The following is a 25,140-nucleotide window of genomic DNA, read 5'->3' as shown; positions in this document are numbered from 1 at the left end:
CTCGAAGTTGGAGCGGCGCTTAAGACTTTTCCTTCGCGGATGACGCGGCAGGCTTACTAATTGACTTTCCTGCTGGCTCCGACTGAGTAGGTGGGGCGGTGTTTTCCGACTTGACTGGAGCAATGGTCGGAGGACTATCGGGCGATTTCTTGACCTCGAGAACCTTGACCCGAACAGCTGCTTCGCTGGCAAACGGCGAGCTGGGGTAGTTCTTCATCAAATCTTGATAGTGCCCAAGTGCACCCTCTGGGCGAGAATGCGATTCCTCTAATTTTGCCAATTCGAACAGCACCTGGTCTTTATTGAGAGCCAAGGGCGCTTCGAGTATCGCAGCAAAGGTCTTGGCCGCTTGGTCTTGTTCTCCCTTCAGGAGAAAAGCATAGGCTAACCGTTGCTGCACGAGGCTTACAAATGAAGAGTTGTCAGCATATAGCAGCAGAAATCGCTTATAGGTTTCAATTCCGGCATCGACTTCATTTGCCAGAACCTGTGCATTGCCTAAGTGGAACAGCGCAAGCGGGGCAACGGGGGTGCGCGGGTACTGCTCCACCACCTGTTTGTAAAGGGTGATGGCCTGCATCAACTGCTCCCGTGCTTTTTTCGGATCGTCGGCCGGCCTGTTGAGGTAGTGACGTGTCGCTTCCTGATCAAGCTCCCGAGCCTTCAGTGTCGTCTGATAGTCGTACCACACCACCCCAGCCACAACTGCGGCGGCCACCAGCAGTACTCCCACTCCCACCAACAACGCTCGCCGATGCTCCTGGAGGCTCAACAAGAACCGCTCAAGACCAGTCAATAGCTGGGTTTCGTCGAGTGGATCGTCTTTGGCAGGAACTCTGATTTTATAACTCATTGAAAGGGCCGCTATAACAACCTGTGCAAAGAACCTGTCGTTTCTCGCACCATCGCGCCTTATACTAGGGACCAGTCAGCCTTGTCAAATATTCAACAGCGCGTGTGCACTCGTGACCATGTTTGAGGGCCACCTTCAAGAACTCCGCGACCATCATCTGTTTCGGGAACTTCATCCCCTCGCATCCGCTACCGGCCCGACAATCACACTCCATGGCCGATCCGTCATCCTATTGAGTTCCAACAATTACCTTGGTCTCGCCACACATCCTTCTGTGATCGAGGCAGCTGTTGAAACGACGAAGCGGTATGGAGCTGGGGCCGGGGCCTCGCGTCTTGTGTGTGGCACGCTTCCTTCCCACCAAGCCCTGGAGACGGCATTGGCCGAATTCAAGGGGACCGAGGCTGCCCTAAGTTTTGGATCGGGATACCTGGCAAACATCGGCGTAATCCCTACCCTGATCGGAAAGACTGACCTGATATTCGCCGACCGCCTATGTCATGCGAGCTTAATCGAAGGATGCCGATTGAGTGGCGCGACCCTTCGCATATACCGCCACTGCGACATGAATCACCTAGAGCAGTTGCTGGCGAAACGGTCTCCAGCCAAACCCACCCTGATTGTGACCGATGGGCTCTTCAGCATGGACGGAGACATTGCCCCGCTGGCAGACCTGACTCGTCTAGCCAAACGTTATGGGGCGAACGTATACGTCGATGACGCTCACGGCACAGGGATCCTGGGGTCGACCGGACGCGGGACGCTTGAGCACTGCGGAGTGGAATCTTCTCTCCCCTACCACATGGGAACCCTCAGTAAAGCGATTGGAAGCGTCGGGGGGTATTTGGCAGGTTCACGTTCATTCATCGACTATCTCATCAACACGTGTCGGGCCTTTATCTATACTACTGCCTCTCCCCCTGCTTCCGCCGCTGCAGCGACCGCTGCCCTTCGGATTATCCAGGAGGAGCCCGCACGTCGGATCCGGCTCTGGGAAAACCGTAATCGTCTTGTACAAGCACTGACAAGTCTTGGATTCCAACTCGGCCCGTCGGCGAGTCCCATTTTACCGATCATCGTCGGAGCCCCAGAACGCGCCATCCGGTTGGCCCAAACGCTGTTGACATTCGGCGTATACGCTCCAGCCATTCGTCCACCCACTGTTCCACCGGCCACCAGCCGAATCCGTCTGACGGTCACGGCTGACCATACCGCCGAACAACTTGATGAAGTGGTCTCGGCGTTGGAGCGAGCTGGTCAGGCACTCAGGCTTATCTAGCGGGCTCTCCCAAGTAAATCTTCCTCTCTGTACGGCTCTTCGACAGACCATCTTCGAGGGATTTGCTTGCTTTCCCCCTTACCTATGGCATGCTCCAAGGAGGTCAACCGCTCCCCCGGACTCAGTCATTCACCATTTATTTATCCGCGCATACCACCACGTTTTTTTATGGAGTGCTCCCATGATTGATATATCAAAACTCCTCACATTCGGCGTCCAGCAAGGGGCGTCAGACTGTCACATTAGTGCCGGCGAGCCGCCCATGATTCGCCTGCACGGAGACCTGAAGAAGTTGGATCACCCACCTCTGACGCAAGACGAGACCCATGCCCTCATTTACGACATGATGAGTGATGCGCAACGAAAGAACTTCGAAGAGCATCGAGAACGCGACTTTTCCTTTGACCTCGGAGACATTGCCCGCTTCCGCGTTAATGTCTTCGTCCAAGGACGTGGATTGGGTGCAGTTTTCCGAACCATTCCAACGGAAATCCTTCCCCTGGAAAAACTGGGAATGCCTCCGATCATTCGGCAACTGTGCGACCGCGAAAAGGGTCTGATCCTCGTCACGGGCCCGACGGGATCAGGCAAGTCCACCTCATTGGCAGGTATGATCGACTACCTCAACAATACCTACGAAGGACACATTCTCACCATCGAAGATCCCGTCGAATTCGTCCATAAATCGAAGAAGTGCCTGGTCAATCAGCGAGAACTGGGCGTGCACACACTGTCGTTTTCGAACGCACTACGGGCAGCTCTACGCGAAGATCCTGACATTATTCTGGTCGGTGAGATGCGCGACTTGGAGACCATTCAGTTGGCATTGACCGCAGCTGAAACGGGCCATCTGGTATTCGCCACACTGCACACATCCAGCGCCCCCAAGACCGTCGACCGCATCATCGATGCATTTCCACCGAATCAGCAGGCGCAAGTCCGCGCCCAATTGTCGGAAACCCTGGAAGCCGTGCTGACACAGACCCTGCTCAAGAAAAAGACCGGCGGACGTATCGCTGCAGTGGAAATCATGGTTGGAACGACAGCAGTTCGAAATCTTATTCGAGAAGGGAAGCTTCACCAAATCCCTGGTGTTATGCAGGCCAGTCAGAAGGACGGCATGCAAACCATGGATATGGCTCTCATCGATTTGGCGACCCGAGGGCTGGTCACCAAGGCCGAGGCACAGTCCAGAAGTATGAACCCCAATTTGTTCGGCGCTGCAGTAGGCGCAGCTTAAATTCTATTTTAAACACAACGTTGAGCCGACATTGGAGCGAAGCTAGTTATGGATGTTCGCACACTTCTCGAAGTGATGGTCAAGCAGGAAGCCTCGGACCTCTACCTTACTGTCGACGCCCCTCCCATCTACCGCATTCACGGTTCGACGCATCGAACCGATGCCTCACCGTTTACGAATGAGCAGCTGGAGACCTTGGCCCTAGCGCTCATGCGTGGGCAACAACGAGGCGAGTTTGAAGAAAAGATGGAGATGAACCTCGCGCTCTACTACAAGGACCTCGGCCGATTTCGCGTCAATATTTTTCGGCAGAAGGGCAATGTCGGGTTGGTCTTTCGTCATATCAAGGCGGAGATCATGACGGTGGAGCAATTAGACCTTCCGCCGATCGTAAAAGACATCGCTATGACGAAGCGCGGGCTTGTGCTCGTCGTTGGGGCAACCGGCTCAGGGAAATCTACATCACTGGCGGCCATGATTGATCATCGCAACACCACCCATGCAGGCCATATCATCAGCGTGGAGGATCCGATCGAGTTTGTCCACCATCACAAAAAGTCCATTATCACCCAGCGAGAAGTCGGCTTCGACACTCATTCCTTCGGCCATGCCCTGCGAAACACCCTTCGTCAAGCACCGGACGTTATCCTCATTGGCGAAATCCGGGACACAGAGACAATGGAAGCTGCCATCACTTTTGCTGAAACCGGGCATCTTTGCCTCGGCACCCTGCACTCGAACAATGCCAATCAGGCCATCGAGCGTATTATGAATTTTTTCCCTGTGGAACGACATAGCCAGATTTACCTGCAATTGTCGCTGAATCTACGCGCCATTATTTCTCAGCGTTTGATTCCTTCTCTGGATGGCCGACGAGTACCGGCGCTTGAAATCATGCTGGACACCCCGCGCATCAAGGATTTGATCAAGCGGTCTGAAGTAGACACCCTCAAGGAAGCAATGGAGCAAGGCATCGAAGAAGGTTGTCAAACCTTCGACCATGTCCTCTTGCAGCTCTATAAGGCGGGGAAAATCAGCATCGAACAGGCATTGATTAACGCCGACAGTGCCAATAACCTTCGGCTCAAGATCAAGCTCGCCGGCCTGAAAGGCGACGAGGCTATGGCCGCACTGCTGGATAAAGCTGCCAAGGATGAAAAGGGGTTCCAGATTCAAGGGCAGCTGGGAGCGGCGGGCACCAAAAAACGCTGAGCACAAGCTGGGATTCTGATTCACCCGATCGCGCTGATTCTACCTTCTATGCCAAGGGCACACATCTCTACCTTGAACCTTCATCTCCTGACGGCGTTTCATCCGAGATCTGCTCAAGATATGAAGCAATTTTGTCTAGAGCAGCTGCGCTGAGTTTGCGCCCATACCAGACAGGCATGGTATCCGAGGGAAAGCCAGGGACCACGTAGATTCCCGGTGCTACGATCGATTCCACAATATAGTCCCTCACCGTCTTCGCCTGACCTCGATAGTGAGGATCGGCAAGACGCAATGGCCCTGTTTGAGCCAGCTTAAGTGGTGGACCCACTTGGCCATTCGCCCCGACAATACCGGGAATTCTATGACAGACCGTGCAACCCGCTCGTACGAAGAGCTCAGGAAGGGGCTCATCTCCGGTCACAAGCGGTATCATGTTAGGGTCTATCGTCTCACCATTCTTAATTGAAGTTCCCGCGTGCGGCTTCAAATCCCAGATAGCCATCACGGCAACCAACAACACCACCCCTGCGACAAATGCGGTCAGGACTCGTTCTTTTTGGCTAGAAGATCTTGCGAGTAACCACATACCGATCAATTTCCGAACTCCCAGGGACTCCGACTTGCAGTTGGCTCTTAGCAATCTACGGTTTGGAAGCATCCATCGCGCAACGGAAACCAACCGTCCGATCCTGAAATTCAGGTTCGGCAGAGAATCGTGCAGAAACCCTCAAAGCCACAGGAAGGTCTGCCCACGAGCCGCCTCGCAACACCTTTTTTTCACCGGCAGAAGGCCCAACAGGATTCCGTTCTGGACTCTTGGAATAATACTCACGATCATACCAATCTGCCACCCACTCAGCAGCGTTCCCAGCCATATGATGTAGCCCGTAGGGGCTTCGGCCGCCGTCCTTGAGTCCATGGCGAACACTCATTCCTTCTACCCCCCCTGTCACAGGAACGAGCGTTATGGCCTCACTTACCCACACTCCTCGGTTATAATTGGCGATATCCACAAACGGTTGCATATGACCCCATGGGTACCGCCGCCCATCAGTCCCTCGGGCTGCTTTTTCCCATTCAGCCTCGGTCGGCAGCCTCTTGCCGGCCCATACGCAATATGCGGACGCATCTCCCCAAGCCATCCCAACAGCAGGCCGATCGCTCACCGCCTCAACAGCCTCGTCATTCCACGTCGATGGAGCCTCGCGTGACGTCTCTTGTAGGAAAACCGAATACAGCCGAAGAGTGACCTCGTACCGGTCAATGAAATACGAATCCAGGATGACCGAATGTTCCGGTCGCTCTGTGGGTAATCCATCATTGCTCCCCATTATGAAGGGGCCAGCTTGGATCAGGACCATTGGTGCGCCATCCTTTGCTGCAGATTCTTGCGAAACGTTCGTCCCAGGATCGGATCCACTCTTAGATTCACCGCTATTTACCAACTGACTTCCCATGATGATGAATGTGGGTACAAGAAGACCTAGAATAAGTGCGCGCATGGCTTCCTCCTCGCGTTCCCCAGGCATTTTCCGCCAAGAAGCGGTCCCCGGCTGAAGTGTAACGGCACAGTTCGTCAAACTCAACCGAACGCAAGAGACGGTGCGTCATATGCGCACCTCGCGACAAGGCTTAATTGGAAGAGGATACTGTGCGTTTGCAGGTGAGAGAAAAGAGGCACAAGGAACCGTCCCGCCGTCCATGTTCGGCGGCGGGAGATGACACGAACTACCGCGTGAGTTCCGCGACGTGACGCCCTTGTTCCTTGGTCGCCCCCAACATTGGTTCTGATCGTTCGAGCAAATTCTGGATGATTTCTTGCCTCAACTGTCCCAGCAACGCCTTATTGTAAGAAGAAACGGGAGCCTTATCTTGGAGCAAGTTAAGCCAGCCGATCGCTGAGGCATCATACCGACTATTAGGCATCACAGTGCGCAACTCTTGAAAGATTGTAATCGCATCCGCGCGGTTCTCGAACAGTGCCACCAATCCCCGAACATAATACGCGTCTTCACATGCTAAACCCTTGTGGCAGTTCTTCATGCGCGCCTCCTGCGCATGAGCGATGGCTTGAAGGGGTTTCAATTCTGCCCCATCGACAATGAAAAAAGCGCTGCTTGGCAGGGCAGTTGAAGGGTGAGAAGGAATGGTTGTACATCCCCCCATACTGTTCACCCCAAGTACCAGCAGGCCTAGATAGAACACCGTATACTTCCCCATTAGCTGCCTCCTACCGTGAAGTGGGTTTCACTTACTGAACGACTCCTAACCATTTGTATTCGATGCTTCCGAATGTAGCATTTAAAGAAGAAGCGACCATTCCACGGAGGCTGTACCTCTTCGGTAGCGGTCGACTTGCTCGTAGGCTGGCCGAGGGATCGAAGGAACAAAGGGTGACGCATCCGACCGCTGAGGCGGACGGGAGATCATTTCATGCTGCATGGTTCCCAGGCGCCATGTGATGGCTATAGACATCACCGTGAGGCAGGGGATCGTCATTTCCTATTGCCAACTTGCAGCCAGCATCTGGTGCACCTCATCAGGTCGCTGAGCGATGGCCTGCTCCCAACTCAGACCAGTCTGCTGAGCGAATCCTGCCATCGCTTGGATCAGTTGCTCCACTTGGGTATGAACCAACACTTGGCCATTCCCCGCCTGAATGACCTCTACCTGAGCCACCGCGGGATTCGAGTACCACTCTTTGACAGTGACGCGATCCGTCGAACCCAAGATCATGATTCGCAAGTCATTCGCCTGTCTGCTCAGGATGAGATCGAGCGGATTGACGTCTTCGTCAAAACGCAAGGCGTCTTCATCCCCACCCCCCTCACGAATCGTATCTTTCCCATCCCCTCTGCCGAACAGATACAGATCGTTGTCCAATCCTCCATTGAGGACGTCGTTCCCGCGCTTTCCTTCCAAGGTATCCTGTCCGGCTAAACCGATCAGTACGTTACTCCCGGCATTACCAATCAATACATTGCCCAATTCGTTACCAGTACCGCTAACCGAACCTGGCCCCGTCAGGGTCAGATTTTCCACATGCTCGGACAACACCCATGTGACCGCACTTTGAACGGTATCGTGGCCCTCCTCGATACGTTCCACGACTGTATCGCCGATTCCCACGATGTACGTATCGTTGCCTCCCCTACCTGCAAGCACATTGGGAGCCACATTACCGGTCAAGGTGTTGTCCTGTTCGTTGCCTGCCCCACGAATCGGAGCGGTGCCCAAGAGCGTGAGATGCTCGACATTGTCACTCACTGCAATGTCCACGCTGCTGCGAACCGTATCAATCCCCTCACCGGACAGTTCAATCACCTGATCTTCGAGGCTATCAACCAGGAACAAATCGTTTCCCTTCCCTCCAACCATTCGATCCGTGCCCAGCGCTCCATCCAAAACATCATTTCCGTCGCCACCGACCAGACCATCGTTCCCCACACCGCCGTAAAGATTGTCATGGCCGTCCCCCCCATCGAGGCGATCGTCGCCGCCATTAGCCCACAAGACATCGTTTCCCAGACCGCCGAGCAGTATGGTATTTCCGTAGCGATAGCGCTGGCTAGTAAGGTCTATGACATCATCTCCATCCCTGCCGTCTATCACTTCAACGTCCATGAGGCGAGCATTGGGGGCTGCTAAGAATGGGCTATAGTAATCATCCAAGGCCACAACGTCACTTTCGCCAGTCCCAATCAATCGATCTGTGTCTGCATCACCCTGAAACACATCGAACGACCGTGACTTACCAGCGAGGCTCACCGTCTGCCTGCTTCCGCTGTATCCAGGACTGCCTTCATTTCTCGCCACGAATCCAGCTCCCCAGGTTCCATCCTCTGAGAACTGGAAGGTATCATCCCCATCTTGTCCAACGAGCACGTCGCTCCCCTGTCCTCCGATCAAAAGATCCGCCCCCATACCACCCACCATCCAGTCGTCTCCGGCACCGCCATCCATCAAATCATCACCGGCACCGGCACTGAGAACATCGTGCCCATCCAATCCATAGAGTCGATCGATCACATCCGTACCAGCGAGACGATCGGTCTCGCTCGTTCCCGGCAAGTCGAACCCTCGATCCAGCAATTGTGCGTAGGACATGACGGTTCCGTCTGCGAAGGTGAATGTTTCCACATCGTGTGAGCCATGAGCATTATTGGGGTCGAAGGTAGTCAGATGAACGGCGTCACCTGCGGTGCCGACCCGAATGAGCAAGGACCCCAGGCCCAGCGAAAGATCGGATGGTCTGATGCCAGGACCAAACGAGAGCGTATTCCCCTCTCCCGGCAAGGCCTGATCGGTAATCGTATCGACCCCATCGCCCAAATTAAATACATAGGTATCATGGCCCGGCCCACCGCTCAGTACATCATCGCCAGCTCCGCCGGTAATGAGATCATCCCCGCCCCAGGCCACGACAACATCATTCCCACCGAATGTGGCGATCACATCGTCCCCATCACCAAATGATAACTGATCGTCCCCCTCTGATCCGGTCGGAGCGAGCAGAGAGGCCAGGTCGACTTGGGTCCCGTCGGAAAATTCCAGGGTTTTGACGCCCGAATCCGTCCGCTCAGGAAACCGATCGAACGTCATCAAGTGAATCACATCTCCTGCACTGCCGACCTGAATCGTGACTCTGTCCTGAGTGCGGAAAATCGTGAGATCGCTCGGAATGATCCCGTCACCGAATAGAATTCGGTCTTCCTCCCCAGAGTAGGCCTCGTCCCAAATCGTATCGATCCCATCCCCTCTATCAAACCGATACGTGTCGCTTCCCCTCCCCCCAGCGAGAGCATCATTTCCTGCACCCCCACTGAGTCTGTTGCGCTCAGCATTCCCGGCCAAGGTGTTGTCCAAAGCATTTCCGATTCCGTCGAGTGCCTGCCCCCCTTGTAGTTCCAAGTTCTCGACGTAGCCGCCTAGCGTATAACTCACGAAACTGAGTACGGTGTCAGTGCCCTCATGCGCAGCCTCCACGATTCTGTCCGGCTGTCCTTCGCGAGAAGACGACCCGAGAATCACATAAGTATCGTCTCCTGCACCTCCAACCAGGGTATCGACAACACGATCATCCGCCGACGCGTCCGAAAAAGGTTCAGTCGTCGAAGCCTCCCAGCCTCCCATAAGGGTGTCATTCCCATCCAGTCCGACGAGTACATTAGCACTCATGCTGCCGATTAAGAGGTTGTCCAACCTATTCCCCGTGCCAGTAGTCTCCACCTCAACTCCAGCCGTAATGAGATGGAGGATTTCAAGATTGTCGGTCAGGACATAGTCTACGGAGCTCCAGACGGTATCAGTCCCCTCCCCAACTTCCTCAATAACGATCTCTCCGGCGACGTGCAGAACATACAGATCATCCCCGAGTCCTCCGATCAGCACATTCTGGGGTAACCCCGTATATCGATCACCGACCGGGGAAACTGCCCCAAACTCATCACGAATCCCCCCGATCGGGATCAACAGGTCATTTCCAGCCCCTCCGATCAGGATATCGCTTCCGATGGCGTCCAATACCCTCCCGCCCTCGACCTCCCGCACATATCCCCCGACGAGTGTATCGTCTCCCGCCCCGCCGAAGAGCAGATTGTCCCCCTCGGTACCGGTCACGCGATTATTCTGGTCATTCCCACTTCCCCGATAGGCGGAGCCCATGAGAGACAAATCTTCAACGTTCAGCGGAAGCCTGTAGTCATCGGAAGTCCTTACGCTGTCTCGCCCTGCATCGGGAGCTTCGTGGATGGTGACCAATCGATCGGTCCCTTCGATGACGTACGTATCGTCACCTTGTTGCCCCATCAGCGTGTCATTCCCACTCCAACTGACAAGGATGTCGTCGCCGCTCAACCCATCCAGCACTTCGTCGGCCACAACATTCGTATCATCCGAGAGAGTGTCGGATAACGCTGTGCCTAGTATGGGCGACCAAGCGGCCCTCTCCATCATGGTGCCCAGATTCCACACCGTCCCGTCGGCGAAATGCACCCCTTCGATCATGAACATCCCGCTCAACGGAGACGGTCTGATCGTCACGCGATCGAGGCCGTCGAGAGTCTGCAGAGCAAGTGCAAGCCCTTGCCTGGTGACAACGAGATCCTCGGGCTGAATTTCATTGCCTAAGCGAATGATGTCCAGCTGATCCAGGTCATCATCGTTCGAGCGAGAGAAATCATAGTAGGCAATGGTATCCTGTCCCCATCCTCGATCGAACAGGAACGTATCTCGCCCAGCGCCTCCGATGAGGGTGTCATTGCCGGTCCCACCCTCAAGCCCATCATCGCCGATCCCACCCCACAGGACGTCGCTCCCAGCTCCTCCCTGCAAGTAATCACGGTCGGTCGGCACCAACACGCCGATCGCCGGTCCCCAGTCAGCAAAGCCGTAGAGCTGGTCATGACCCGAGCCGCCGACCAGGATGTCGTCACCACCGTACCCCGATAAGCGGTCATTCCCTTCTCCACCAGTCAACGTTTCTCCACCATGCCCTCCCACAAGAACCAGCCCGATGGGTTGAGGAGGCTGAGCAAGGCTCTCAAGGGTGGCAGCGTCCCATACCGTGCCATCTGCAAAGCGAACCTCTTTTCTCCGATACTCCAGGCCCTGAAAAAACCTCGACACCGTCAGCGAATCAAGGCTCCCCTGAAGCCGCAGCACCAGATCGGAGTCCGACATATTGTGGACGGTCACATCCGAAGGCCGGATGTCGGAATGCATCTGAATAACATCACTCTCAGTGAGATAGGTATCCTCGACAAGATCCGCGCCGGAACCATACCCAAACAGATATGTGTCGACGCCTTGCCCTCCGATGAGCGTATCGTTTCCGCCTCGGCCATCCAGGGTGTCTGCACCATCTCCACCATCTAATACGTTGACGCCGTCCGTGCCCATCAAGATATTGTCCAGAGCATTGCCCGCAGCTGTTACGATCGAGGTGTGATAGGGGCTCCAAAGGTTGGCGAAGTCGGACTCCATCAGTGTTAAATTTTCGAGGTTCGGGCCCAACCGGTAACTTCGATTGGTGAGCACCAAGTCGATACCCTCGCCGGGTAATTCGCGAACGGCCTCCAAGCCCTTCACCACATAGGTATCGTCGCCCTTCCCGCCGAGAAGCCCACTGGCACTGCCGTTACCGACCAGGCGATTGGCAAGGTCATTGCCTATACCCACTACACTTCCCGCCCCTGTGAGCGTCAAATTTTCGACCTGCGTTCCTAGCGCAAAAGAGTGGGAGGTCTGTACGGTATCGATGCCTCCATCGGCTTGCTCGATAACCGAGTCCCAGGCTTCCACCACATACGTATCGTGGCCTGATCCGCCCGCGAGAACGTTCACACCCTCGTTACCAACCAATAAGTTGTCCAACGCATTTCCGACTCCATCCAGCGCCGCTGACCCAGTCAGCGAGAGAGTCTCAATATGGTCGCTCAGCGTCACAGTGATTGCGCTCACCACCGCATCGTGCCCGCCGTTCGCCTGCTCAACCACCACATCACCGGGATCGTCGATGTGTAATGACTTGTCAAGCAGCGGCCCCCGTGTGTGTGCATGGCGTGGGTGGTGATGATGGGTTCAGTGGCGAGAGACATGTCGCCAATTTTTCGGCCGGTGTGAGGCCCTGGAGGGCCATGGAGAATCGGTCGTGGTTATACTGATGCTCCCAGGCACGCAGGGCCTGCGTCGCTGATGTGAACTCGTCAAATGTCGCGCGACTCCAAAACTCCTCCTCGTCGATGCGATGGCTGCGTTCGACTTTCCCATTTTGTTCGGGCCGGCGAGGCTTGATATGTCGCAGGCGGATACCGGCTTCTTGCACGGCCAGGGCAAAGGCAAGCGGGAATTCTGTGCCGTTATCAACTTGTACCTTACGAATGGGAAACGGGAGCATCTGCCGGATGGTGGCCAGAAACTCGAGACTGGTGCCGTGATACTTGCGGGGATAGAGGCGTAAGACGCGATAGCGTGTACAGTCATCCAGGGCCGTATACTGAAAACATTTCTTCCCCGCAACTTTCACTTCCTTGACATCAACCTGCACACAGTCACCCGGGTGGTCTTTACTGAAGAGCAGCGGCTGGCGAGGGCGTCGCGGGCCGGTACGCCGGATGGGCGGATAGCCGAGGTCCCGGCAGACTCGGCGGATTGTCGCGGCCGCGACACGGATGTGATGCACCCGGTCCAGCCAGAACCGGGTCCGCATCGCGCCAAAATGCAGCTCGCGGCGGGCGTGCTCGATCAGCCGCACCGCCTCCTCGGAGATCCGTCGGCGCCGTGTGCGCGGATGACGCGGGACTAACCCCGCGGGCCCGCTGGCCACCCAACGACGGTGCCACGTTCTCACCGTCTTGCGATCCAAGCCGAACCGCCGGGCGGCACCTTTGAACCCATATTCGTCGGCATAGCGCAAGATCGCCAGCCGACTGTTGATGAGGTGATGATGTCGTGTGGCGATGCTCAGCGTTCTCAGTTCCTTCGTCGTGATCAATCGCATGGGATCCCTCCTGGTGATGGCTTGTGACTGTAGTCCATGCAGGGGGCCCACTCTCAACAAGATATTTCATGCCGCGGCGGAGCGGCCCTCTTGGTGCCGATGGAATCTCGCGTAAAGCCCGTTGGATTGGAGCAACTCGTCGTGCGTCCCTTGCTCGACAATCTGTCCCTTCTCAAACGCGTAAATTCTCTGAGCGCATCGGACGGTGCTCAAGCGGTGGGCGATGAGAATGACGGTACGTCCCTTAGAGATGAGCGCCATGTTCTGTCGAATGATGGCTTCCGATTCATAGTCCAATGCGCTGGTCGCCTCATCAAAGATCAGAATTCTCGGATTCGCGACCAATGCGCGAGCAATAGCAATCCGTTGACGCTGTCCTCCAGACAACGCACAACCATGTTCCCCCACGATGGTGTCGTACCCCTCCGGCAGGCCGAGAATGAATTCGTGTGCACCGGCGAGTTTTGCCGCACGGATGACGCGGTCCATAGACAGGCCAGGATCCGTCAGAGCGATGTTGCTTCGCACCGACTGGTTGAAGAGAAGACTGTCTTGCAGCACCACGCCGATTTGCCTGCGCAACCACGCAGGATCCATCTGTGCTACATCCACGCCATCAACCAAGACTCTCCCACGCTCCGGGACATGCAAGCGCTGAAGGAGTCTGGCAACCGTGCTCTTTCCGGACCCGGATCGCCCAACGATCCCGATCACTCCCCCAGGAGGCAGGGACATCGAAACTTGCCGAAGGGCAGGCGGCCCATCCGGGCGATACCGAAACGTCACCTCTTCGAAATCAATTCGTCCTGCCACTACCGGGAGGGTCGTACGCGTGGGGTTGTAGGTAGGCTCGGGACGGACATTCAGGACGTCGCCCAGACGTTGAACTGACACCCCGACTTGCTGAAACTCCTGCCACAGATTGACGACTCGAAGCAGAGGTCCGCTGACCTGCCCCGCCAGCATATTGAATGCAATCAACTCACCGATGCTCAGGACACCGTCGATCACCTGGTAAGCGCCTATCCAGACCAAAGCGACCGTGGTGCCCTTTTGAATGAAGGAGGCCACTTGCCCAGCGACCGTTGCGAGAGTCGTGGCGCGGAAACTGGCGTTCACATATCCGGCCAATTGTTCTTCCCACCGACGCTGAAGCGGCGGCTCACCGGCAAGAGCTTTTACCGTATGGATCCTGCTGACGGTTTCAACCAAAAACGCCTGATTTTCCGCGGCGCGGGAGAATTTGTCGTTTAAGCGGGCGCGGATCGCCGGCGTAATGAAGACCGCCAACAGCACATACAGCGGTAAGGACGCGATCACGATCATGGTCAACGTGGGGCTGTAGAGCCACATGACGCCGAGAAAGACCACGATGAAGAACAGGTCGAGGACGACCGTCACCGAACTGCTGGTGAGAAACTGACGAATCTGTTCCAGTTCACGGACTCTGGCGACCGTATCACCGACCCGGCGAGCTTCAAAGTACGCCAGCGGCAACGCCAGCAGGTGTCGAAACAGCTGCGTCCCCAGTCCCACATCGATACGGTTGGTGGTGTGGGCAAAGAGATACGTTCGTAGGCCGCCCAGCAAAGCGTCGAAAAGAGCCAGCGCCAGCATGCCGACAGCCAAAACATGGAGCGTGGTGAAGCCTTTGTGCACCAACACCTTATCGATGACGATTTGGGTAAACAGTGGAGTGAGCAGCGCAAACAACTGCAACACGAATGAAGCCGCCAAGACTTCGCCGAAAAGCCACCGGTACTTGACCAGAACCGGCACAAACCACGTGAGGTCGAACGCGCGCCCCATGCTCTCCGCATCTGCGCGTTTCCGACACAGCAACAGGGTGCCATTCCAGCTCGCAAGATACTCTTGCTTGCGCTCTACCCTGGCTTTGGGTTCCAGCGGGTCCTGGATAAGGACCGTGTCCTCGGACACTTTGGCAAGCACCACATACCGGCCATCCTGCCGCCCGGCGATTGCCGGCAGCGGCAGGGCGGCCAGATCTTCCCATGTTGTTGCGATCACACCGGCTTTCAGCCCGACATGTTTGGCTGCCCGTACCAACTCGTGGATTGTGAGGGTACGATCCGACTGCCCGAATTGGTGGCGGAGTTGCCCAACGTCGAGCGCCAGATCGTGGTACCGGCCAAGCAGTCGGAGACAGAACAATCCCGTGTCTGTGGATTCATCCTGACCGGCCCGACCTGTTGCGCTGAACGTGGAGGCAGCCATGGTGCGCTGAAGCGGCAATCAGGAGGGTTTCGACTTGCTGGGCTGGAGACCGACGAGGAGTTGTTGAATTTGTTGGTACAGCCGAACCATGGCATCCAGAGGGAGCGCAACTCGGGCGGCTCTGGTTCCCTCAAGGTGCTTTGGCAACCCTTCGTCTCGTTGCATACGTTGCATGACCGCATTGAGGCTGGCGGGCTCTAGAAAACCGAAATCGATATACGCCACACCCTGAGCCAAGCTGACGTATGAGTAGTTTACAAGCTTAGGCTGTTCACCTTGCCCTGCCGGCTTCAGCAGCACTCCCACTGATTTCGCCTTTCCCCCCTGCGGCTTAGAGTGATTTCCCTCGGCCATGCTGCACCTCCTGCTTCTTGATGTATGGTGACAGGCACGATCCTATGGCGCAGCAGGTATTCTGACCATTCCCCGGAGGGTGGGCGGTCCCCAAAAGTCAGGTGGGATGGAGGCGGTTCAGTTGAGTTTTTCGAGTTCGCCTAATGCCCTGGCGAGATTGACACGGGCTCCATTGAGACGAAACATGGCGTCAACCGTATTGTCCCGTGCACGTGAGAGGCTGTACAACGCGTTCGTCACCTCGAAGTTACTGCCTGCCGTCAACACCGTGAATCGCTCTTTTGCAAGTGCCAGCTCTTTGAGCGCGGCTTGAAGACCGACCTGAGAAATGGCCAATTGCTCTTTCGCGGAAGCCAGCGTAACCAGCGCCTCCCGAACGTCCAAGACGACCTGGTTACTCACCACCCGCATACGAATGGTCTCCTGATTCACCTGACTCCGCGATTCGCTGATGCGCCCTTCCCGCGCTCCATCGAAGAGGGGCACCGTCAAGAAGAGCCCGATGTTGTAGGTGTCGAGCGTGTTGTGCATTCGGTTTCCGATCAGGCCGTAGTCTCCCTGTGCCGCCAGCGACGGCACCCGTTCAGTTTCAGTGGAATTCAACGTGAGCGATGCCGTCCTTATCCGCTGCTGCTGGGCCTTGACTTCCATACGCTGATTCATCGCTGTCACCACCGCCGCCTCCTCGTTGGGAGGCTCCGGCACTTCCAATTTGAGGGAATCAGTGAGGACCAGTCGAACATCGAAGGCAAAACCCAGTCCGTGCAAAATATTGATCTTGAGCCGTTCCACTTCCGAGCGGGCTATGGCAAGTTGCTGACGCTCATTCTCCAATTGCGCCTCCAAGCGGGCGGTATCTAGCCCCGTCCCCATCCCGCCCCCACGTCGGTTCCTGGCCAGTTCGAGGAGTTCCTCGAACAACTGCATATTGGCACTCCTGGTATTGACCGTTGCCTCGGCTTTGAGCGCCTCGACATACAGCAAACCGACGGCCGACATCGTGTCGAACTTTGTCGACTCCGACTCCAACTCCGCCACCTTCAGGGCCTCTCGTGAGGCACGCCACCGCTGGATCAAGCTCAGGCTGAACAGCGACTGAGACACATTCGCCCGAGCATCAAAGATGCTGAACGGGTCCGTGCGAACCGGCGCCAATCCGATCGTTCCCAGAAAGACGTTTTGCCTCGTCTGGCGGACGTTCGAGGAAAGGTTGGGCAATAGGGCGCCGAGCTGCGTCTTGCTCGCAGCCCGCGCCGTCTCGATCCGTTCCTTAAACAGGCGCACATTGGGGTTGTTATCCACGGCCGCCTCCATCGCTTCCCGAAGGGTCAGACGAAGCTCCGGCCGCTCCGGAGCCGAGCCAGGATCGGGCGGCGCCCCGGCCGATGGATCGCTAAGACAGAACACGCAGAAGAACAGGCAAAACAAGCCGCTCAGGATGAAAGACGGTTTCATACCATGCCCCTTTCGCTCGAATTGAATGACCATCCAGCGCCACCGGCGGATAGAGTTACACGACACGCCTCTTCCCAGTCCACTGCTAGCGCGCGGGCAAACCGGAAACAGTCTTAGAAAAGTACCGTGAACGAACAGGCGGGGGTACGACACCTACTGCGAGGGAAAATGCACGACGCAGGAGAGGCCGGCCGGAATCTTGTAGCCGGGATTCGGGAGTTCGAGCAGCACTTCGAAGGTGCCACTGGCGCTGTTGACGACGGGATTAACGACCGTCACACGGGCCTGGTGAGGACCGGCCGACGGCCATTCCAGCCGCACCTCGCCCCTCATGCCGGCCGATAGTTTCCCCAGCCAGGAGAGGGGGGCCAACACTTCCACCAGCAGAGGGTCTAGTCGAGCTAATTTCATGATCGGCGCTTGCTTCACCAACTCTCCAGGAGACAAAAATCGCTCAACGACGATGCCGGTGATCGGGCTACGGACGGTCCGCAGCTCCAGTGCCGCCGTGGCCCGCGCCAACTCCAGTTGCGCCACCCGTTTATTCTCCAATGCTTCCATATGGGCGACTTGAGCCAAGCGCTCCTCGGTTTCCGCTTCATCGACTTCGTGGTGCGCCATCGCGGAGGTCTTCCCCAAGTCCTTCGCACGAGCGGATTTCCTGAGGCTGAATTCAGCTTTCATCTGCGTACTTTTCTCAGCAGCATCCATTTCGGCTTTGGCCTTGGCCAACGCGACCTCGGCCTGCTCAAGACTGGACTCCAGCGTGGCCAACACATCGCCTTCCTTCACCATATCGCCTTGGTTAACCACCACGCTATTGAGCACACCGACGACCGGGGTCCCGACCGTCAGTGTAACCTGTGGCACCACGAGGCAGGGCAACTCGGATTTGGCCTCCGCCCATCCTGCCCAACAGATGACCCCCGCGATGAACAGTGGGCTCACATAGCGAAGGCGGCTCTGATGCCGCCCACGCCGATTCTCTGCCTGTTTCATGACTTACTTTTTGGGTAGGCGGCAGGCCAGCCACCTTGCCGACCTGTCGCCTCTCCCTATACGATTAAATGACCGGAGCCGGCGGAACCTTCACGATATACACGTCCCGTCGACCGCTGGCATTCCCCCAATTGCTGGTAAAGGCGATGAACTGCCCATCGCGGCTGATATTGGCTTTGGGCTGATCATAGTAGTCGTTCACCACGCTCCGATGATGTGCGAGCCGCCTCACCTGATTGCTGCCGTTGGTGGCGACCAAGACGATTTCGTTATCGAATGTCTTGGCAACTCCGCTGCCGGTTGTGGAATATCGGCTGGCGAGCCCCCACCCTTCATTGTCGGCCAACAGAGAGAAGTGGTCCTGCTGATTGTTCGCACTGTAGCCCCAATACCCTGGGACCAAGGCCTTCACCGTAGTCGGCGACGACAGCTGCCGGAATCCGAGTGAATTACCAGAATAGGAAGTGAACGCCGTGCCGAAACCGGTGTCCCGATGCTTGAATCCAGAACTACCAGAAAGTGTGGCGGTCAGTTTTGGCCCGGCCTGCAGATCCCAGATTTCATCGTGACCATCCTTGTAGACGGCGATGAAATACCGACCCGACTTGTCCACTTGGGTCTCGTCGAGACCGCTGACGAGTTTCCGCACCAATACTTGGTCGGTACTTCGCTTGTACACGACATACCCAACCGTCGACCCGCTGCTGTTCACGATAGAAGCAGAAAACACATCATCGTTGAGGCTCTTCGACATCTGTGTGATATAGCCTCCGGCCCCATAGGACGTCAGGTCTTTCACCAGCGTCGCCTGTTGAGTCGACACATCAACCTGCCAGATTTTGTTTTGACCGACTCCGAACGTCACTTGTCGATTGACGCCACTCCAAATCAACCCATACTCTTGCAGCCCTGCCGGTGGTTTGCTCAAGACAAATCCGCCGCTGGCCTTGAAGTTGACAGGGTCAAACGCATAGAACTTGGCCCGCTTCTGCCCCAGTTGCTCCACCGCCATCACGTATGTGTTATCCCTGTTGAAGGACGGCAAATTGCTATACCCCACGAACGCGTCCGTACTGCCGTCCTTGCTATCGGTCAGGCGCATGATGGTCGTGCCAAAGGTCGGATCGACAATCTTGGAGCCAGCAGAAGGAAGGGACGGTAACGCCGGCTCCTTGTAGACTCCGAAATCCGTTTTGACGGAGCCACTACTCGTGGTCGTCGTCGTGGTCGTCGGAGAGGTGGTCGTGGTCGAGGGAGACGTCGTCGTGGTCGACGTACTTCCATCCGTATAGACCCGGTACGTGTAAGATCGCCCGTTGGTCAGCGGATTCGAGTTGTCAGAAGACGAAAAATAAAGATTATCCCCCCAATGACTGAACCGCCCCTGGCCCTTCGTCGCAATGTCGTCATGGCGTGAATGGGCCGGTCCCAGTTCCACACCGTTCTCATAGATCCTCAGCTTGGATATCGTCGGCTCCGCGTTCGAGTCCGATGCCGTCCCGAAGTCCTGGCGTACCTCATACCGATACCCGGAGTCCCGGATTGCCTGGGACATATTTATAGATCCCTGCACATAGGTTGACGTCGTCGTCGTTCCGGACGTCGTGGTGTTCGTAGAAGACGAGGTCGTCGATGTGCTTCCGTCCGTATAGATCCGGTACGTATAGGACCGTCCATTGGTCAGCGGATTCGAGTTGTCCGACGCAGAGAAATAGAGATTGTCCACCCAATGACTGAACCGCCCCTGGCCCTTCGTCGCAATGTCGTCATGGCGCGAATGGGCCGGTCCTAGTTCCACACCGTTCTCGTAAATTCGTAGCACGGAGACGGTTGGCGCAGCACTGGAATCGGACTGGGTTCCAAAATCCTGGCGCACTCGATAGCGATAGCCCGAATCCTGTACGCCGTTTTGAATGTTGATCGCCCCTTCCGTGTATTGCTCTTGCACCACCGCAGCCTGCAGCGTGGCGCCGGCCAGGTCTCCGGCCAGTAACACCCGTGCCTCAAGCTGTTCCATCCTGAAGGGAGAGGCGCGCTTCGCGCGCCGCCGTCTTGCGAGAGCCCCCTTGCGTCCGCTTCTCTGATTCGTTAGCAGCTCCCGCAACCTCGAGAAATATCCGCTTTCTCTCATCACTGACCTCCCCTCTGATATGAACAGGTGATACGACTGCATGGACAAGAACCTCGCAGCACTACTTACTACCAGGCACAACCATCGAACACTTCAGCCCAGCGGCCAACTTCAAATCCGGATTGGGCAATTCCAGACGGACACCGAAGGTGCCGCTGGCCGCATCCACCACACGATCCACCACGGTCACCGTAGCTTTGTACGTGCCGCTCACCGGCGCCTCGGGCTTCACCTGCAATTCCATCCCGACGGTGATTTTTCCAAGCAGCGAGACCGGTGCATACGCTTCCACCCGCAACGGATTGATTTGCGCCAATTTCATGATGCGCTCCTGCTTGGGAAACTCTCCTGGTGACATGTAGCGCTCCACCACCACCCCGTTGATCGGGCTACGGATGGTGCGCAAGGCCACTTCAGCAGACGTTCGTTGCAATTCCAAATCCGCCAAGCGACGATTCGTCAATTCGGCCTGCGCATGGGCCACGGCACCGGTCGCTCGCTCGACGCTGGTATCGAGGACGGCCAGAGTCTGGCCCTCCTTGATCAGGTCTCCGCGATCCACCGCCACGTTTTCCAACAGGCCGCCGACGGGGCTGGTAATGGTAATCACCACATAGGGCTGAATCAGACAGCTCAATTCGGCAGCATGTCCCATCGCCGGCTGCGCAAGCAGAAGATGCACCCCGATCCAAGCGGCAATCACTCCCTGAAGCATCAGTCGTTCTTTACCCATGATCTTTTCCTATTCCGAACGGCCGCTGAACGCCAGTGTGGAATCCAACTGCTCATCCATCTTGAGTATGCCCCGACGCATGCGGGCATGCACCCGTTCGGCCCGCCGCTGCGCGAGGCGAAACAAGCTGCCCCCCACCCACCGCGGCAGACACATTCCGGTTACACCGAAGGCTCCGGCAATCGCCCGCGACACCCACCCGCCATGATCGACGAGTACCTCATCGTCGAGGGCGAGGATGGTTTGATAGCTGCCCGGATCGCCCTGCCGGCCGCACCGTCCGAACAATTGGCGGTCAATGCGTCCGGCTTCGTGACGTTCCGTCGCAATCACGTGCAGGCCACCACGCTCAACCACGGACGGATCCAGGCGGATGTCCGTGCCACGACCGGCCATGTTCGTCGCCACGGTGATGCGGCCCGGCTCGGCGGCCCGACTGATTACAGCGGCCTCATCCCGATCCTGTCTGGCATTCAACACCTGGTGCGGCAGGCCTGCGGCTTGAAGGAGGCGGCTGAGATGCTCGGACGCCGCCACCGTTCTCGTCCCGACAAGCACAGGCCGGCCGCGTTGCGCCATCGCCGAGACGGAAACCACAACCGCCTGCCATTTTTCATCCGCCGTTGCGTAGATCTGATCAGACAGTCGTTTTCGCCGGACGGGACGGTTCGGCGGCACCCGCACCACACCAAGCCTGTAGACCCCCCATAATTCCGATGCCACCTCCTGAGCGGTGCCGGTCATGCCGGCTAGACGCAAGTAGCGGCGGAAAAATCGCTGATAACTGATTCTCGCCATTGTGCTTCGATGATGATCCAGCGGGCAGCGTTCCTTCGTCTGGATCATTTGATGGAGTCCGTGTTCCCAGGAACGGTCAGGCATCACACGGCCGGTGTATTCGTCGATGATCTGCACTTTGGATTCCTGCACCAGATATTGTTGGTCCCGATGAAACAGATGCAACGCAACAAGGGCTTGATGGACGAGGGCATCGCGGCGCCGACGGCCGCGCCATACTCCGCCGAGACCGGCGGCCAACTCCGCCGCACGTGCATCTCCTGACGGTCGCACTCGTACGGTGCGCTCAGCCTGATCCACTACGAAATCGCGCCCCATCACTAACTGCCGGGCAATGTGTAACGCCTCCGCATAGGTGGTTTGCTCCGCCGCATTGTCCGTGCAACGGGCAATGACCAGAGGCGTCTTGGCTTCGTCGATCAAGATGCTGTCGGCTTCGTCGACAATCGCATAGTGAAGGCCTCGCAGCAGGAAATCCGCCGCGGAGGCTTGGCGACGATGCAAGCGTCCGAGTTGAACCTGGGTACGATTAGATGCGGCCCCGACGAGAAGCCGATCTTTCAAATAATCGAATGCCAACTCTTTGCCTGTGCAATAGGTAATGTCGCAGGCATAAGCAGCCCGGCGATCCGCCGGGGACATGCCCTGCAGCACCGTTCCGACCGACAGGCCTAGGGCTTCATAGATGGGGCGCATCAAGTCCGCATCCCGGGCCGCCAGGTAGTCATTGACGGTGACGATATGGACCGACAGGCCGGCTAAAGCCGCCGTGCAGGCGGGAAGCGTCGCCGTGAGGGTCTTGCCTTCTCCGGTCTCCATTTCGGCCACTCGCCCGGTGAGCAAAATCCATCCACCGAGAAGTTGCACATCGAAGTGCCGCATCCCGACAGTGCGAGAGGCCGCTTCACGCACCAGAGCAAATGCCTGGGCTGCCAACTCCGGCTGGAAACCGGCCCTCGTCAAGGACGCCCGAAGGTCTCGAGCGCGACCCCTGATACCCTCCGGACGTAACGAGGCACAGTCCGCTCCGGCCAGAGTCACTTGCCTGATCCAAGTCCCTCGACGAATGGTAGCGGCACGCAGACGGCGCATGACCGGCGTGAGCGCCGTATGCGCCCATCGGTCCAGCTTTCCAGTGACGGGCATCTGGCGTTCGGGATACGCGAGCCCCTGCATCACCGATGATGCTATCGACCTAGACATTGAATCGCGCCAAAAAGAGTTGCCGGAGTTGCCGAATCCACTGCGACATGAGGGGCATCGCCCCATGATCGAAGCGTACATAGGCTCGCCCGCCGGCATCCAACAACGCCATAGAATTGGGCAGGGTGAGATCGGCCTGGAAAAATCGATCCAGTGCCGTCAGTCCCTTGTCATCGGCGGGAGCTAGGGGGGCCTGTCCGCCGCCCTGACTCCCGAGAGCAGGACTGGGCAGTTGGTTGGTAGCCGCCGGCACGAGACGCACGAGGGAAGCCGGCTGCGCCTTCGCCACCTGCTCGGCCAAACGGACTTCCACCCCCTCCAATTGGTGGCGCACTAAATCGATTTCCTGTTGGGGCACGAGGGTGCGCACCGTCACCGTCCGCAGGTCCAGCACCTGCCCTATCAGGTCACCCTGATGGACGTACTTACCGGGAAGATCTTGCTCCCGCGGTACCACGAACGTTCCGGCCTGCTTGCTTCGAACGACCAGGTAGTCGACTCGCTCACGGATGCGGTCCCGCTCCTGAGTCACGTACTTCATTTCTTCTTCCAGAATCTGTGCTTTCGTGCGATCGGTGGGCTCCTGTTCCGTGTGACGCGCCCGTAGTTCTTGAAGGCGAGCCTCCAACACGCTCAACTGCGCGCGCAACTCCACATTCGTGCAAAGCAACAAGACCTCCCCCGCTTCCACGTGAGAACCCGGCCTCGCCACGACTCGATCCACAAATCCATCGGTTCCGGCCCGCACCATGGCCTCATCCGACAGCCACACCACGCCCTCCGTCACCGTACGAAACGGCACGGGTATAAACCCGACCACACCCGCCAACGCCGCGACTAAACAAACCACCGTAGCCAAGGCCCGCGCTCGAATCAGGTGAAGTCTCGGACTCGTGAGCAAGAAGCTGAGCCCCTTGCCGATCGGCACCACGACGAGCATCCCCCCGGTGAACAGTGCAAACAGCACTGCCAGCAGGGGCATCTGGTCGCCCAAGAATAAGAGGATGCCGACGACAACCACGATGCGATAGAGAGATGAGGCCGCCCCATACAAGACGAACCATAGGCGTTCGCCGACGGTCGCCTCCGGCAATTCCGCCTCGTGCTGCCCGAGAAGATAACGCTCGGTCAAGTAAGCGAAATATCGTCCGGCCCGATGCTTCATGTTTGGAATTTCGAGAAAGTCCATCAGCATGAAATAGCCGTCGAAGCGCAGCAACGGATTCGCGTTAAAAATCACCGTAGAAACCCCGGCGATTAGGATGGTGTTGTACGCGAGCATCCGCACGACGCCGGGTTCTGCATTGATCCACACCAGGAGGGCCAGCGAGGCCAGTGCCAACTCGACCATCATCCCCGCGCCGCTCACCAAAATGCGGTGCCACTTGTTTCGAAATCCCCAGGCTGCTGTCGTCTCGACATAGGGCACCGGCGTACAGACCAGCATCATCACTCCCAGCTCATGGACCTCTGCCCCAAACGCTTTCGCCATAAAGCCATGCCCCAGCTCATGACACAACTTCAGCAAGGGAAACAGCAGCCACAACCAAACCAGGTTCTGCGGCGCCAGCGCCTGGTCAAAAAAATTGTGGGAGAGATCGGGCCAGTGAATTCCGCCTAACACGACGCCACCCATCACAAGTGCGGTCCAAAGGACCAACCCCATCTTCGAGATAAACGGTCGCACGAGAGGTAACCATCGCGTCAAGAATCGGTCCGGATCACACAGGGGAGACCGCCATGAAAAGAGATTGGCCAACTGGTTGTACCGTTTTCGCCGCACCTGGGTTGCGGATCTGTTGGATAACTCGGCCATGTCCGGAGCTTGATCGAACAAGAGTGCATCACCGGCGTGGAGCTGACTGATGAGGCCGATCACATCGTGTTGAGTCGGCGCCTCGTCGCCCAATCGCTCGCTGGCCTGTTCCCAGATCTCATGGACGGTGCGCCGGCCATCCATGAGCCCAATGAGTGCATAGGCCTCCGGTGAAAATCGGTGAAACCGATCGGTCGCAAGGTCTTGCAGGACATACCACGTGTGTCCGCGATACTGATGCCGGTGGACGCGCAGGTGACTGCGTAGCCGGGGTCTCAGTCCCTCGACGCGATACCACGAGGCGCTGAAGAACGATTCACTCACCAGATCCT

General features: G+C 57.1%; 16 protein-coding genes. 3 read left to right on the top strand and 13 right to left on the bottom strand.

The window, feature by feature from the left end; translation table 11 throughout:
* Positions 1–19: 19 nt before the first annotated feature.
* Positions 20–853 carry a tetratricopeptide repeat protein gene (locus HRU82_15565; protein QOJ36266.1) on the bottom strand — a complete coding sequence of 278 codons (834 nt, stop codon included), beginning with the start codon at positions 851–853 and terminating at the stop codon, positions 20–22.
* Positions 854–971: 118 nt separating this feature from the next.
* On the opposite strand from HRU82_15565, the gene bioF reads away from it, so the two are divergent.
* The 3 genes from bioF (at position 972) to HRU82_15550 (ending at position 4,584) form a co-directional block, all read left to right on the top strand.
* Positions 972–2,132, top strand: a complete 1,161-nt coding sequence (gene bioF / locus HRU82_15560; protein QOJ37240.1) for an 8-amino-7-oxononanoate synthase — start codon at positions 972–974, stop codon at positions 2,130–2,132.
* Positions 2,133–2,316: 184 nt separating this feature from the next.
* Positions 2,317–3,372, top strand: a complete 1,056-nt coding sequence (locus tag HRU82_15555) for a type IV pilus twitching motility protein PilT (GenBank protein ID QOJ37239.1) — start codon at positions 2,317–2,319, stop codon at positions 3,370–3,372.
* 48 nt (positions 3,373–3,420) lie between these two features.
* Complete coding sequence (locus HRU82_15550) at positions 3,421–4,584, top strand: PilT/PilU family type 4a pilus ATPase (protein ID QOJ36265.1); 1,164 nt, start codon at positions 3,421–3,423, stop codon at positions 4,582–4,584.
* Positions 4,585–5,225: 641 nt separating this feature from the next.
* On the opposite strand, the gene HRU82_15545 is transcribed toward HRU82_15550, so the two are convergent.
* The 12 genes from HRU82_15545 to HRU82_15490 form a co-directional block, all read right to left on the bottom strand.
* Complete coding sequence (locus HRU82_15545) at positions 5,226–6,086, bottom strand: SUMF1/EgtB/PvdO family nonheme iron enzyme (protein QOJ36264.1); 861 nt, start codon at positions 6,084–6,086, stop codon at positions 5,226–5,228.
* Positions 6,087–6,312: 226 nt separating this feature from the next.
* The gene (locus HRU82_15540; protein QOJ36263.1) at positions 6,313–6,804 is read right to left on the bottom strand and encodes a hypothetical protein; all 492 of its coding nucleotides are present in this window, start codon (positions 6,802–6,804) and stop codon (positions 6,313–6,315) included.
* A 282-nt stretch (positions 6,805–7,086) separates the two neighbouring features.
* Entirely contained in the window at positions 7,087–12,081 is a 4,995-nt protein-coding gene (locus tag HRU82_15535; protein QOJ36262.1) for a hypothetical protein, read from the bottom strand.
* A gap of 34 nt (positions 12,082–12,115) precedes the next feature.
* On the bottom strand, positions 12,116–13,084 hold the full coding sequence (locus HRU82_15530) for a transposase (protein ID QOJ36261.1): 969 nt from the start codon (positions 13,082–13,084) through the stop codon (positions 12,116–12,118).
* 66 nt (positions 13,085–13,150) lie between these two features.
* Positions 13,151–15,319 (bottom strand): type I secretion system permease/ATPase, encoded by a 2,169-nt coding sequence (locus tag HRU82_15525; GenBank protein QOJ36260.1) that lies wholly within the window; start codon positions 15,317–15,319, stop codon positions 13,151–13,153.
* Between the two features lie 18 nt (positions 15,320–15,337).
* On the bottom strand, positions 15,338–15,673 hold the full coding sequence (locus tag HRU82_15520; protein ID QOJ36259.1) for a hypothetical protein: 336 nt from the start codon (positions 15,671–15,673) through the stop codon (positions 15,338–15,340).
* Positions 15,674–15,790: 117 nt separating this feature from the next.
* The gene (locus HRU82_15515) at positions 15,791–17,128 is read right to left on the bottom strand and encodes a TolC family protein (GenBank protein ID QOJ36258.1); all 1,338 of its coding nucleotides are present in this window, start codon (positions 17,126–17,128) and stop codon (positions 15,791–15,793) included.
* A 153-nt stretch (positions 17,129–17,281) separates the two neighbouring features.
* Positions 17,282–18,127, bottom strand: a complete 846-nt coding sequence (locus HRU82_15510) for an efflux RND transporter periplasmic adaptor subunit (GenBank protein QOJ36257.1) — start codon at positions 18,125–18,127, stop codon at positions 17,282–17,284.
* A 64-nt stretch (positions 18,128–18,191) separates the two neighbouring features.
* Positions 18,192–20,144, bottom strand: a complete 1,953-nt coding sequence (locus tag HRU82_15505) for a WD40 repeat domain-containing protein (protein ID QOJ36256.1) — start codon at positions 20,142–20,144, stop codon at positions 18,192–18,194.
* 175 nt (positions 20,145–20,319) lie between these two features.
* Positions 20,320–20,913, bottom strand: a complete 594-nt coding sequence (locus tag HRU82_15500; protein QOJ37238.1) for an efflux RND transporter periplasmic adaptor subunit — start codon at positions 20,911–20,913, stop codon at positions 20,320–20,322.
* Between the two features lie 87 nt (positions 20,914–21,000).
* Positions 21,001–22,917 (bottom strand): preprotein translocase subunit SecA, encoded by a 1,917-nt coding sequence (locus HRU82_15495; protein ID QOJ37237.1) that lies wholly within the window; start codon positions 22,915–22,917, stop codon positions 21,001–21,003.
* Between the two features lie 67 nt (positions 22,918–22,984).
* On the bottom strand, positions 22,985–25,132 hold the full coding sequence (locus HRU82_15490) for an HlyD family efflux transporter periplasmic adaptor subunit (protein ID QOJ36255.1): 2,148 nt from the start codon (positions 25,130–25,132) through the stop codon (positions 22,985–22,987).
* Positions 25,133–25,140 lie beyond the last annotated feature (8 nt).

Source organism: Nitrospira sp. (assembly GCA_015709715.1).
Classification (GTDB): Bacteria; Nitrospirota; Nitrospiria; order Nitrospirales; family Nitrospiraceae; genus Nitrospira_A.
This window is presented reverse-complemented; position numbering and strand designations above follow the sequence as displayed.